Source organism: candidate division KSB1 bacterium (assembly GCA_034506335.1).
Lineage (GTDB): Bacteria > Zhuqueibacterota > Zhuqueibacteria > JANLFK01 > Oleimicrobiaceae > Oleimicrobium.
This window is the reverse complement of the sequence record JAPDPR010000042.1, coordinates 20,912-34,661: the sequence shown is the minus strand read 5'-3', so window position 1 is coordinate 34,661 and position 13,750 is coordinate 20,912. Positions and strand designations below refer to the sequence as shown.

Genomic DNA, 13,750 nt, shown 5'->3' with positions numbered 1-13,750 from the left:
CACCGGCGCGTAGCCCCAATTGTGAGCCAGGGAGCGATTGGCCAGCTCAACAATGAGCCGCACCTCACGGTCGAGCTCCTTCATATTCACCGTGCGCACGCGCACATCGTAGCGCTGCTGGATGTGCGCCAGATGGCGCACAAAGCGCTCCGGCAGCGTATACCCTGAGGCGGCGTCCCCTCGGTATACCTCCAGGTCCTTTACCTTGCGCAGGCCAAAGGCTTCCATCTGCCGGTTGTAAAAAGGCGGGTTGTACGGCGACATGATGGTGGGCGGCGCATCGAAGCCCTCGACGATAAAGCCCCAGTTCTGCGACTCGAAGCTAATCGGACCACGCATGGCGGTCATCCCGCGCGCCGTTAGCCAGTCCCGCGCGGCGCCCAGCAAAGCCATGGCCACCCGGTCATCATCCACGCACTCATAGGAGCCAAAGAAGCCAAGAGAGCTACCCCAGTACCGATTTGCATGCTGATCGATGAATGCTGCCACCCTTCCCTGTGCATGGCTTCCCTCCCAGGCCAAGAAGAGGGCGTAGTCGCAGTGCTGCAGCATGGGGTTGGTGCTACGGCGGAAGAGCCTGCGCTGTTCACTTCGTAGGGGTGGCACCCAGTAAGGGTCTTCTCGATAAAGCACGTAGGGCAACGAGACAAATGCTCGCTCCTCCGCGCGTGAGCTCACCTGTCTGACTTCCATGTGGCCTCCACGCTTTCTGCGCGCGTCGCGTCCGCGGAGCCTGGGCGCGACAAGCTCCTGCACAAGAAACGGTGCACCCAGCTGGGCATAAGCGCCTGGGGTCTGGCGCCTCCCCGGCCGCAGGCCCTACGCGCTCTTGGGTGAGGGTAGCCTCTCCGACTGACGCCACTACTCGCCAGCGATTTCCAGAGCTCGCTCAACGTCCGAAACATCCAGAATGACGGTCCCGCGCTCCTGACCCGGGTTCATCGTCCCGTAACAGTACTCGATGTTGATTCCCGCATCACCCAACGCCGTGGCCAGTTTGGCCAAGGCGCCAGGCTGATTGTCCAGCTCCGCAACAAGCACCTCCCGCTCTTCTACCTCGTAACCCAAGGCTATGAGCGTCTTCATGGCCTTGGCCGTGTTTGATACGCGCAACTTGGCCACATCGCCGAACACGCCGATGGCCTCGATGTTAATTTTGCGGCGAGCCAACTCCTGACACAAACGCCCAATGACGCCCGGTCGGTTCTCCACCACGACGAATATCTCCTGGACTTTGTACATATTCCCCTCCTTGGTGCTGTGCGCTCTCTCCGGGCCGGCCAGCATCATGCTGGCAGTGTGGGGTGCTGCAAATGAAACTCCGTCACGTCCTGATAGGCCTTTGCCACCGCCAGGAGTTGTGCCTCATCAAAGAGTCTGCCCACAAAGGTGATGCTCGTGGGTGTCCCTTTTTCGCTAAACCCATTGGGCACCACTACAGCCGGATGTCCGGTCAAGTTTGTCAGCAGGAGGTTGTTGCCTCCGAAAGATGGTGCAACGTAGACGTCGACCTTGGTCATGAGTTTGCCCATCTCCTGCATCAGCAAGGTGCGTACGCGGTTGGCCTGGATATACTCGACGGCCGGGATGAGGCGGGACTGCCTGAACACGTTGGGCCAGGCGTTCTTGACCTGGCGCACCATGAGGTCATCCCGGTTTGTGCGCGTCAACTCGTCGAAAGCCGCCGCGGCCTCGGCACTAAGAATGAATTCCAGGGCTTCCACCGGATAGTCGGGCAGCTCGATGGACACCAGGTCTACGCCTAATGAGCGGAGCACATCCAGGACAGCCGTATCACGCGCCCGGGCTTGCTCATCTCGCCGGGGGTCGGCAAAGGCACTCTCAACAAATCCGACCCGCAGCTTGCGTACGTCGGCACGCGCGTCCCAGGCAAAGGGCAGGTCAACCACCGTCAGGTCCTTGCCGTCCGGCCCATGGATGGCCGCAAGAACCAGCGCACAATCCTCTACGCAGCGGCAGATGGGACCCAGCTTGTCCATGCTCCAACTCAAAGCCATGGCCCCGAACCTGCTCACCCTGCCGAAAGTCGGACGAAGACCGGTCACCCCACACCTGGAGCACGGCGAAACAATGGAGCCATAGGTCTCGCTGCCGATGGAAAATGCCACCAGACCGGCGGCAGTCGCCGCGGCAGGACCGGCGGAAGAGCCGCTGGAACCCTGCTCCAGATTCCACGGGTTCTTGGTCTGACCGCCGAACCATACGTCCCCCCAAGCCAGTTCGCCGAGGGTGAGTTTGGCCACCAGCACTGCCCCTGCTTGGTCCAGTCGCTCCACCACCGTGGCGTCGTAATCCAAGACCTGGTCCTTGTAAGGCATGGCGCCCCAGGTGGTTTTGTATCCCCGCGTGGCCAGGAGGTCCTTTGCCCCCCACGGCAGACCGTGCAGTGGACCGCGATACCTGCCCCTTGCCAGCTCGTCGTCCGCCCTCCGCGCCTGCTCGATGGCACGCTCCTCGGTGAGCGTCACCACGCACTTCAAGTGCGGATCGTAGCGGCGCAGTCGCGCCAGGTACATTTCGGTCAGCTCCCGCGCACTGACCTTCTTGCGCCGCACTAGTTCCGCCAAATACACCGCCGGCCAAAAGGCCACCTCTTCCAGGTCCGAGGGAAGCGGCGGAAGCTGCACCTTTGTCCGCCGATTCTTGCCGAGCTTCACTTCCGGCGCTGCGCCAGCAGGCAGGGGATTGAACTGGAGCGCAGGGGGCACACTGTTGTCCAAGGGGATGGCGCGAAGTCTATCGTAGGCCTCCAGATTCTCATTGACGCCATCCAACATGAGTTCCCGCTCCTCCTCAGTAAACTGCAGGCCCGTGATCCCCTCTGCGCCCCGGAGCATGTCCTTGCTCACCCGCTGCTGCCGATTTCCCTGGATACGCGCCCTTACTCCTGGCAAGAACAACCCGACCAGGCCACCCAGTGCGGAAAGGCCCACAAAACGTCGCCTGCTCATGGTCCCCTTACCTTCAAACTTGGCGGTTACTCTGGTGCTCATGTGCTGCTTCTCTGGCGGCTCCAACTGGTACGCAGGCATGCCGGTTCCGACGCCTCCTACCCTTTCAAGCCCGTAAGAGTAATGCCCTTGACGAAGTAGCGCTGGGCCATGAAGAAGATAACCACGATGGGCACCATAACGCACACGGCGGCAGCCATCTGGTATGGCCATTTGGTCACGTGCATGTTGTGGAAGAAAGCAATCCCCACCTCCACGGGACGCATGTCCATCTGCGTGGTCACGATCAATGACCAGAGAAAATCGCGCCACACCGCCATGAAGGAAAAAATACCCAAGGTGGCAAGCGCCGGCTTGGAAAGAGGTAGGGCAATGCGCCAGTAAATATGAAACGTCGAAGCACCATCGATGCGCGCCGCGTCCTCAAGGTCACGCGGCAGCGTGAGGAAAAACTGCCGCAGCAAGAAAATCCCCCACACACTGGAAGCGAAGTAGAGGATCAGGCCTTGATAAGTGTTCACCCACCCGAAGGCGTCTACGATGAGAAAAGCAGGAATGATGGTTACAATCACCGGGATCATCATCGTTGCGATGTACAGGCCGAAGATGCGGTCGCGACCGCGAAAGTGCAGGCGCGCAAAGGCGAATGCCGCCATCGAACACACTATCAACTGAAGCAGCACCGCACCCAAGCTCATGATCACCGAATTGACGAAAAAGCGCCCAAAGGGGAGCAGGGTCAACGCTTCTCGGTAGTTGGACCAGAGGAACTTGCTCGGCCAGAGCTTAGGCGGGTATTGGCTCACCTCCAGCTCATTCATAAACGAGGTCATCACCATCCACAGGAAGGGAATGAGCATGGATAGAGCCAGGACAAGGAGTACCGCGTATATCACCACCCGGCTTGCGACCCTCCCGGCTCTCTTTACATTGAACCTCTTTTGTATGCGGACTGCCACCTTTGCGTCCTCAACCTCTTGCGCCTCAGCCCGTAGGATAACGGGCCTCCTCAGCTATACTCTACGCGCCTGCCCACCAGTCGGAACTGAATGAGCGTGATTACCAAGATGAGGGAAAAGAGTACCCAGGCCATAGCAGAGGCCCTGCCCATGCGCAGGTACTCCCACGCGTTCTGGTAGATGTGATAGACCACCACGTCAGTGGCGCGGGCAGGCCCCCCCTGAGTCATGACCCATACCGAGGTAAAAACCTGAAACGAACCAATAATGGCCGTCACCAGGATGAAGAAGGTCGTCGGTTTGAGCAATGGCAAGGTCACACGCCGAAAGCGCTGCCACGCATTGGCGCCGTCGATGATGGCCGCCTCGTAGAGGAAGTCTGGAATCCCCTGCAGCCCGGCCAAGAAAATAACCATCTGGTACCCGATCTGCATCCAGATAGTCATGACCATCAACGAGATCAACGCCGTGTTTGGGCTGCTGAGGCCACTCCATGAGCCGAGCCCAAGCAGGCGGAGGAGGTAGTTGATGAGCCCGAACTGCGGCTCATACAGCCACTGCCAGACCATGGCAATGGCCACAAAAGAGGAGACACTGGGCAAAAAGTACAAGGTGCGCAGCAGGTTCACACCTTTGATGCGCTGATTCATCATCATCGCCACCGCAAGCGAGATGGCCATAGCCACGGGGACTTGCAGCGAATAGAGCGCGGTGTTTTTCAGTGCGTTCAGAAACAGGCGGTCGGTGAAAATGGATCGATAGTTGTCCAGGCCGACGAACGGCTTGGTGGGCATGATCACATCCCATCGGTGCACGCTGAGGTAGAGGGAAAAAAGCAGGGGAGCTAAGACGAAGACCAAAAGGTGAGCGAATGAGGGGAACAAGAATGCGTACCCTTCCGCTGCGGCACGGCGTTCCTTCTTGCCCCCAGCAGCGAGGTTCACTGCCGCCACCCCTGCAGAAAGCACCCCTACGGCCAGCAAGAAGCGCAACACAAATGCCCTTTCGGAGCCAGGACGCGCCTCCGCCACCGGTGTAGCCCGCGCATCGGCCAGATCCTTGTCAATCTTCCGTGCTGCATCGGTAAGCATCTCGTGCAGGTCCCAACCCCGGTAGAGCACCAGGTCCACGGCGTCCTTGGTCAGCTCCTCCACCCGGCGGAATTGCTCCACCACCGTACCCCACGGCTGCCGGCAATAGGGCACCTCGTCCAGGAACACCTGCTCCAGACCAAAGGGGTCCAGCTCGGCCTGCTTCTTGGCTACCTCGACGATGGCGGGGATGGCGATGAGCGACTCGATGCGTTGCATTCCGGCCCATTTGCCCCCCATGAAGGCCGCCAATTCCATAGCCAGCTCTGGATGCGCGGTGCCTTTGGGCACGCACCACCCTGCCTCGTACATCACGGTGATGTGCGTGCCATTGGCTGGATCCGGCAGTGGGGCCACCCCTACCTCCAACTCCCCTCGCTTCATGTACTCTTGGATGGTAGTCAGCAGCCAGTGGCCACTCACCACCATCCCTATGCGACCGGTGAAGAAAAGCCGGGTGATGCCCCCGCTTTCGGCTGCGGCGTACTGCGCATGCGGCGCCACCTGATGCTTCACCCGCAAGTCGATGAGGAATCGGATCGCCTCCTCCGTCGCGGGGGAGTTTAGGTAGCCCATGGCCCGCGTGCCGTCGGGGCTCAAAATGTCGCCGTGGTTCATCCATACAAAAGGCTGCCAGTAGAACAAGTAGGTGGAGAACGCCGTGCCGAACTGATCAATGCGCCCGTCGCCGTCCAGGTCCTTGGTGAGCTTCTTCGCAAGCTCCAAATAGTCATCCCACGTCCAACCGCGCCTCGGATAGGGCAGCCCGGCGGCGTCGAACAGACGGCGGTTGTAGTACATGGCGATTGGGTTAAAGTCCTTCGGGAAGGCGTAGAGGGCACTGTCCCGCATGCCGATGCGGAGCACATTGGGGAAGTACATGGAGAGGTCAATTCCTTTGGCCCTGGCAATTGGCATCAAGTCTAACAGAAGGCCCCGATTGATGAAGGTTGGCATGATCACCGAGTCGAGCAGGAACACATCCGGAGGCGAGCCTGCCGCGATGGCGGCCAGCACCTTCTCTTTGTAGTTAGATGCGGGTATCGACTCGACGCGAACTTCCACCCCCGGGTGTTGACGGGCGAACTCGTCGGCGATGAGCTGCTCGCTTTTGACCTCTTCGGCGCCACCCCAATTGGCCACTCTAAGCACAATGGTCTCGGCAGGAGCAGTGAGAACCCAGCTTACCAAGACCGCCAGCGCCAGAATAACGCGGCCTGCGGGGGACGAGCCTGATCCCTGCCGGCGCTCACAGGCAAGGCTTCCTCCTACGATTCTACGCATGCCATTCCAGACCATGGCGGGCAAAAAGATGCTCAAGTTCGTACTCTACAGGTGGCTCCAGACCAAGTTCATGAAGGCGCTCCACTTGCCGGAATACCTGCCCCGGTGGGCCCTCCATCACCAGGCGTCCTTTGTGCATGACCAACAAACGATCCACCCCCAGCAACTCCTCAGGGTACTGACTGATGAGGAGTGTGGACACTTTGGCGTCAGGCTTCTCTTCGCGGTGCAAGCGCTGAATCATGGCCACAATGGCTTCCCGCCCCTTGGGGTCCAGGAGCGACGTGGGCTCGTCCAGGATCAAATACTTTGGGCGCATGGCCATGACTGCGGCCAGAGCCAGGCGCTGCTTCTCGCCTCCAGAAAGAAGATGCGGCGGGTGGTTACGGTACCGCTCGAGGTCAAACTCGGCCAACGCCTGGTCCACACGCGCGTGCATTTCTTCGTGGGGTACCCCGAGGTTCTCCAGACCGAAGGCAATCTCGCGCTCAACAGTGGTTGAAACCAATTGATTGTCCGGGTTCTGGAAGACCATCCCCACCTTTTGGCGGATGGCAAGGTGGTTAGCCTGGTCCCGCGTGTCCAGGCCGTCAACCAACACTTGTCCGCGGGTCGGCACCAGCAGTGCGTTGAGACATCGTGCGAGGGTGGTCTTGCCTGAGCTGTTGGCCCCCATCAAGCCTAATGACTCTCCCTCCTCAATGGTAAGGGAGACCCCATCTATGGCGGGTGTGGTGCCGCCGTCCGCAGATGGGTAGGAGAAACTCACGCCGATGACTTGTATCAAGAGTCTCCTCTCTTGTGCCAGGCAAGCTTTCTTGTTTGTTTAAATATAACATTTTTGTTGACCCAGTCAACCGTTTTTCTTAAATTGCAAGAGGTGGCGCGAGGACTCGTTCACGCAAGACCGGGCTTGGCGCACACAAGACAGACCTCGACAGCAAAGAGCTTATGAATATTTCTTTGCGCACCAAACTCATTCTTAGTTTCGTTGTGGTGGTACTGCTCACGGGCGCCATTGCTGCCTGGGTTGGGTTCCGCCTCATCGGCGACGTGGTAGTACGACAGGCACAGGACAAGGTGCGCAACGACCTCAATACGGCGCGAGCCCTGTACCGTAACAAGTTGGACCGCATTCGGGACGTGGTAGAGCTCACGTCCATCCGCTACTATGTGCGCGAAGGCCTGGCCGCAGGCAACATCAGGGCGTTGGGCAGAGAGCTGCAGAAGACGCTCTCCATGGAGTCGCTGGACATCCTCGGTGCTACCGACGCGCGGGGAATCGTGCTCTATCGTGCTCGCAATCCCGGCGTGGCAGGGGATAGCCAGAGTGAAGATGAGCTCGTCCGACGCGTGCTCCTCACCGGCCAGGCTGCGGCGGGTACGACGCTCATTCCTGAAGAAGAGCTCCGCAAAGAGGGAACAGATCTGGCTGAGAAGGCGCGCATTCAGGTAATCCCCACCCCTATGGCCAAACCACGACCGGGCGGTGAGGAAACTCGGGGCATGATGCTGAAAGCCGTAGCCCCGGTACTCGATGAACAGGGTCTCTTGCTCGGCACCATCTACGGCGGGGTGCTGCTGAACCGCAACTATGAGCTGGTCGACACCATCAAGCAGACTGTCTATCAAGGGGAGCTCTACAAGGGCAAAGAGATCGGCTCCGCCACCATCTTCTTGGGCGACATCCGCATTTCCACAAACGTTTTGCGCGAGGATGGCAGCCGCGCCATCGGAACGCAGGTGTCCAGCGCCGTGCACGACCGGGTGTTAGTCCAGGGGCTGCCGTGGATCGAGAGGGCCTTTGTGGTGAATCACTGGTACATCACCGCCTATGAACCCATCCGCTCCCACGCCGGCACGATCATCGGCATGCTCTACGTGGGCATGTTGGAGCAAAAGTTCGCAGACCTGCGGCGTGCCACGCTGCTGACCTTTGGCGGCATCACCTTGGCAGGCGTAGTTGGGGCGCTTCTCATCAGTATCGTTCTGGCCAATGGCATTCTGAAACCGTTGCGCCGCCTTGCCGAGGCCACGCAGCAATTAGCCCAGGGCGACCTCAGCCACAAGGTGCATGTAAATTCGCGCGATGAAATCGGGACGCTGGGCCACATGTTCAACTTCATGGCTGCCTCTCTCCTTGACCGCGACGAACAGCTCAAGCAGCGCGCCCAGCAGACCATTATGCAGTCGGAGCGCCTGGCCACCGTGGGCCAGCTGGCCGCCGGCGTAGCCCACGAGCTCAATAATCCCCTCGGTGGCATTCTCCTCTACGCCAATCTCTTGTTGGAAAAGGCCAAGGACGGCGATCCCATCAAGGAAGACCTCCAGGTCATCGTGCGGGAGACCGAACGCTGCCGGAGGATCGTGCGCGGACTGTTGGACTTTTCTCGGCAAACCAAATTGGAGATGACTCTCACCGACCTCAATAGGATCATCAACACGACCCTGGATCTGGTGGTCACGCAAGCCATATTCAAGGGAATCACCGTGACCCGGAATCTGAGCCCGCTCCTTCCCAAGGTCATGGTGGACGTAGGGCAGATGCAGCAGGTCTTCATCAATATCATCATGAACGCGGCAGAGGCCATGGCAGGTAACGGGTCCTTGGAGGTGACCACCTCGGTGCAAGACAATTCCTATGTGGTCACCTCCATCCGCGACACTGGTCCAGGCATTCCCGAAGAAATCCGCAGCAAGATATTTGACCCTTTCTTCACCACCAAGCCGCTGGGCAAGGGCACAGGGTTAGGCCTGTCGATTGCGTTCGGCATCGTTCGCAAACACAACGGCGTCATTGAGGTGGAAACGGAGGTGGGCAAGGGCACTACGTTCCACATCAAGCTTCCAGTCATGGACACAGCCGATGAGAGACCGCGGCGTTGACGTATACATCCTGGTAGCAGACGACGATGCGAGCATCCGGGAAGGGTGTGCGCGGGTGTTGCGTGACGATGGTTACCACGTGCAGACCGCAGTCGACGGGCTGCAGGCACTGCACATGCTCGCGGAACGGGAATTTGATATCGTGCTTCTGGACTTGAAGATGCCTGGGGCCGACGGCCTGCAGGTGCTCCGGTACATCAAACAACAGCACCCGGGCACTGAGGTGGTTATGATCACCGGGTACGCCACGGTGGAAACGGCAGTGGAGGCGATGCGCCTGGGCGCCTACGACTATATTCCAAAACCTTTCCCGCCCAACGACGTCCGGCAAGTAGTTTCCAAGGTCTTGCAAAAACGCGAACTCCTGGCGGGGGGCCCAGAGCAGGAATGGAAAATCGAGCTGGATGGCCGCACCGACATAATCGTGGGAGACAGTCCACGGATGCGCGAGGTCTTTCGCCTGGTGAAGAAGGTGGCGCCCACGGATGCCACGGTGCTCATCTATGGCGAAAGTGGCACAGGCAAGGAGCTCATCGCCCGTGCCATTCACTACAACAGCCTGCGCCGAGATAAGCCATTCCTCACTGTGGACTGCGGCTCATTAGTGGAAACCCTGTTTGAAAGTGAGCTCTTCGGGCATGTCAAAGGGGCTTTCACCGGCGCCATCGCCACCAAGCACGGCAGCTTCGAGCTGGCCAACGGCGGCACGTTCCTCTTCGATGAGATTGGCAACATCTCCCTGAACATGCAAGCCAAGATCTTGCGAGCCATTCAGGAGAGAGAGATTCGTCGGGTCGGGGGGACGACCACCATCAAGGTGGATGTGCGCATTATCGCCGCCACCAACCGGGACCTTCGTCGCTGCGTGCAGGAGGGCACCTTTCGCGAAGACCTCTACTACCGCCTCAGTGTCATCCCCATCTATCTCCCTTCCCTGCGAGAGAGAAAAGAGGACATACCGCTGCTGGCCCACCATTTTCTGCAAAAGTACAACCAGCGCCGGAAAAGATCGGTTGCAGGCATTTCGCCGGAGGCTATGCAGTTGCTATGCAACTACCGTTGGCCGGGCAACGTCCGCGAGCTGGAAAATGTCATCGAACGGGCGGTAATTGTGGAGGAGAGCGACCAGATCACGCCTGACAGCCTGCCGTCACACCTGCGCGCAGAAGAGAAGGCGCCCCTTCCCGCATCACAGGAAATCCGCACGCTGGAGCAAATGGAAAAGGAGCACATCGCGCGAGTGCTGGTAGCCACAGCCGGGAATCGTTCCCGTGCAGCTCAACTTTTGGGCATCGACCGCAAGACGCTGTACGAAAAGATCAAGCGCTACCAGATTGAAGTCCCATAGGGTACGTCGCACCCTTTGCCCTGGCAGAACGCTTCTTTGCCCCACCTGACGTGCATTTCCCTTCCCCAGGCCTCCTAGCTCGTAACGGCATACCTTCTTAAACCCTCGCTCCAGCAACCTCGACAACTGCCATTGCGCACCTGCGTGTTCATCTACTAACCCGTGGTTCTTCTTTCGCTTTGAAGACGATCGTTACTGCACCAGGTAGCCCGCGCAGCCTAATCAGTCAAGACCGACCGCCAACGACCGAAGGTTTCTCCGAGTTCGAACCACACAACCCAAGCGAAACCCCGCCGGGGACTCCTCTTCTCTGGCGTGGTACACGCCACCGCCAGGGCGTGTCATCGGGTTCGTCGTAAGACTATCCCTGCGCGGCGCGCGGTCTCGTGTGCGTCACCTAGGAGCAAAGGTAGATGTTTTATCCAGAATGCCGTTCGAGAGCAGCGGGGTATCGGTGAATGACGCGTGTTTTCTTCGGTTTTCCCCACTCTACCACTGTTCTTTTCGCAAGAACCTTTCAACGCACTGGGGGAAAACACCACACTGTGGTAAATTCCCACGCCCCTGGAGGTCCGCCGTCAAGCACAGCCCATGGCTCTCGACTACAGGTGTGGAGAAACTCCACACGAGGGCCTTTGCGGTCTTGACACCTCCCGATCTCCACGCGTTACTCTATGCCACTAATCTCTTTGATATTGAATGACTTAGAACCAGCGGTTTAGACCCGCGCGGCTCAGCCGATTGTTGGCACAGATCTTGTTGCCACCGGGATGGCATGGAAGAAAGATTAGAGAAAACAAGAGATAGCGCAGCACCGGAGCAGCCGATTCGCTGCTTGGCCAACATCCTAGTGGTGGCCAACCAGCAGGATGCTTGCATCCGCGAGCTCACCCAGTGTGTCACCGCGCACGGCTACTGCATCGAGGCTGAGGATGACATCGCCGAGGCCATCCGCCGCGTGCAGGAACACAAGTTTGAGGTGATCGTGTTGGATACCGCAACCAGCGGCATACGCCCAGAAAGGGCAGTGGGTATTCTCCGGGGGCTGGACCCTCAAGCGAAGATCGTGGTCAAGAGCACTTACAACACTAAGGAGTTAGAAGCGGAGATTCGCAAGGCCAGGGTCTACTACTATCACTTGGACTGCTTTGGCATCGAGGAGTTGAAAATGGCGGTTCTCTCGGCCTTACAAGGTGTAGCACCGGGGCCGCAGGTTAGCACGAAGGAGGTCAAGACGATGCAAACAAAGGGAAAAATCCTTATCGTTGATGACGATGCGGACTTTGTCGAGATCAACAAGAGGGTGTTAGAAACCAACGGCTACCAGACCGCTGTGGCCTACAACCCTGAGGAGGCATGGGCCACCTTGAGCACCTGGCAGCCAGACCTGATCATGCTGGACGTGATGATGCCCACAGGCACCGAAGGATTTCATTTCGCCTATCGTCTGCGTGCCGATACGCAGTATCGCCACATCCCGGTGCTCATGGTCACGCACATAAACCAAGTGGCGGAGTTTCGTTTTTCACCGGAGACGGACGGTGACTTTCTGCCTGTTGAGGACTTTATCGAGAAGCCGGTGCGCCCGGAGGAGCTGGTGCGCCGCGTGGAATCGCTATTGGCCAAGGCGCGCACCAACCCCTGGCAGAAGGTCAACACCTATCAGGGTATGGGTTTAAAGAAGCAGTCCTGAGCGGTTGCGATGAGGAGCAAACCTCGCATATTGGTGGTTGACGACGAGGAAATCATCCGCCTCGGATGCCAACGCATCCTTAACGAAGAACACTATGAGGTTCTGACCGCCGAGAATGGCAAAGTCGCTCTGGCTTTGGTCAAGGAAAGATCGCCGGACCTGATGCTGGTCGACCTGCTGATGCCAGAGCTGGGCGGCATGGAGGTGCTGGAGAAGGTTCACCAGCACGACAAGAACATCGTCACCATCGTCATTACTGGCTATGCCACGATTGAATCGGCGGTAGAAGCGGTCAAGAAAGGCGCGTTCGATTACTTGCCCAAACCCTTCGGCCCAGAAGAACTGCGCGCGGTGGTACTGCGTGGCTTGGAGCGGCGACGTTTGCTTCTGGAAACTGAACGCCTCCGCAGGGAACGCGAGCGCAACCTGTTAGAGCTTGCTGCCGAGCGCTCCCGCACCGCCACCATCATCCACTCTATGGGCGAGGGTCTGTTGGTAGTGAACCGGCAGCGGCAGGTGGTGCTCTTGAACCCCGTGGCGCAAAAGATTCTTCACCTGCACGAAGCACAGGTCGTGGGCAAGCCAGTCGAAGGACACCTGGCCGAGAAGCAACTGGAAGACTTCATTATTAGTGCCTTGACGCACGAAGAACCTCGTCCGATTCTTTCTCGGAAGGAAATTCCTCTCGAGCGCCGGCCTCAGGAAGTGCTCGCCGCCACGCTCTCGCCCATTCTGAGCGAAAAAGGCGAGATGTTGGGGGTTGTGGTGGTGCTGAGAGATATCACCGACCAGAAGCGCGTGGAAAGGAGCAAGTCGGACTTTGTCCGGATGGTCGCTCACGAGCTGAAGGCCCCTTTGGGTGCCATCGAAGGATACTTGAACCTGCTCATCGACGGTATGGTCAAGGACGACCCGGCGCGGGAGAGAGAGATCATCGTCCGCTGCCGCGATCGTGCCGAAGCCCTGTTAGGACTCATCCGCGACCTACTGGACCTTTCAGCCATCGAGGCAGGCAAGGTTGCCCAGGAGATGCAACCAATAGAGATCAGTTCCATCCTGCAAGAGGTGGTGGAAATGATGAATGGCGAGGCCCGGGCGCGCAACGTCTCCATGGAACTGCGCGCTGCCTCGCGCCTCCCTAAGGTGGTAGCCGATCGTGAGGACCTGATGAGAGTCTTCACTAATCTGGTGAGCAACGCCATCAAATACAACCGTCCGGGCGGTCGCGTAAGCGTGGCGGCCCACCAGGAGAACTCCCATGTCGTCGTGGAGGTGACGGATACCGGTTTCGGCATCCCACCCGAGGAACAGAGCAGGATCTTCGATGAGTTCTATCGCGTCAAGAACGAACACACCCGCAACATTTGTGGCACCGGGCTCGGGCTCGCCATTGCCAAGCGCATCGTGGAATCGCACCGCGGCTACATCGAAGTGCAGAGCAGACCAGAAGAGGGCAGTACATTTGCAGTGCATTTGCCCATGTTCAAAGCTTAGAAATAAAGGAACCATGTGCGATG

Annotated in this window: 10 protein-coding genes; 4 read left to right on the top strand and 6 right to left on the bottom strand. The window is 58.8% G+C overall.

The annotated features are described in order from the left end of the window. From ONB25_11720 to ONB25_11695, 6 genes are all read right to left on the bottom strand, one after another. Positions 1 to 693: N-acetyltransferase (locus ONB25_11720; protein MDZ7393551.1), on the bottom strand; the 693-nt coding region annotated here is incomplete at its 3' end. A 168-nt stretch (positions 694 to 861) separates the two neighbouring features. After that, positions 862 to 1,242: an ACT domain-containing protein gene (locus tag ONB25_11715; protein ID MDZ7393550.1), complete on the bottom strand. Its 381-nt coding sequence runs from the start codon at positions 1,240 to 1,242 to the stop codon at positions 862 to 864. A gap of 44 nt (positions 1,243 to 1,286) precedes the next feature. Beyond that, positions 1,287 to 3,053: an amidase gene (locus ONB25_11710; protein MDZ7393549.1), complete on the bottom strand. Its 1,767-nt coding sequence runs from the start codon at positions 3,051 to 3,053 to the stop codon at positions 1,287 to 1,289. A 17-nt stretch (positions 3,054 to 3,070) separates the two neighbouring features. Beyond that, positions 3,071 to 3,931, bottom strand: a complete 861-nt coding sequence (locus tag ONB25_11705; protein ID MDZ7393548.1) for a carbohydrate ABC transporter permease — start codon at positions 3,929 to 3,931, stop codon at positions 3,071 to 3,073. A 50-nt stretch (positions 3,932 to 3,981) separates the two neighbouring features. Next, entirely contained in the window at positions 3,982 to 6,306 is a 2,325-nt protein-coding gene (locus tag ONB25_11700; protein MDZ7393547.1) for an extracellular solute-binding protein, read from the bottom strand. After that, positions 6,299 to 7,093, bottom strand: coding sequence for an ATP-binding cassette domain-containing protein (locus ONB25_11695; GenBank protein ID MDZ7393546.1), 795 nt, complete (start codon positions 7,091 to 7,093; stop codon positions 6,299 to 6,301). The genes ONB25_11700 and ONB25_11695 overlap by 8 nt, the downstream gene beginning before the upstream one ends. A 164-nt stretch (positions 7,094 to 7,257) precedes the next feature. Here ONB25_11695 and ONB25_11690 point away from each other — a divergent pair, with 164 nt between their 5' ends. The 4 genes from ONB25_11690 (at position 7,258) to ONB25_11675 (ending at position 13,727) form a co-directional block, all read left to right on the top strand. Next, a complete protein-coding gene (locus ONB25_11690) occupies positions 7,258 to 9,192 on the top strand; it encodes a cache domain-containing protein (protein MDZ7393545.1) in 1,935 nt (644 codons plus the stop codon). Next, complete coding sequence (locus ONB25_11685) at positions 9,173 to 10,540, top strand: sigma-54 dependent transcriptional regulator (protein MDZ7393544.1); 1,368 nt, start codon at positions 9,173 to 9,175, stop codon at positions 10,538 to 10,540. Before ONB25_11690 ends, ONB25_11685 begins: the two co-directional genes overlap by 20 nt. Positions 10,541 to 11,315: 775 nt before the next feature. After that, a complete protein-coding gene (locus ONB25_11680; protein MDZ7393543.1) occupies positions 11,316 to 12,233 on the top strand; it encodes a response regulator in 918 nt (305 codons plus the stop codon). Positions 12,234 to 12,242: 9 nt separating this feature from the next. Further along, positions 12,243 to 13,727 carry a response regulator gene (locus ONB25_11675; GenBank protein ID MDZ7393542.1) on the top strand — a complete coding sequence of 495 codons (1,485 nt, stop codon included), beginning with the start codon at positions 12,243 to 12,245 and terminating at the stop codon, positions 13,725 to 13,727. Positions 13,728 to 13,750: the final 23 nt, after the last annotated feature.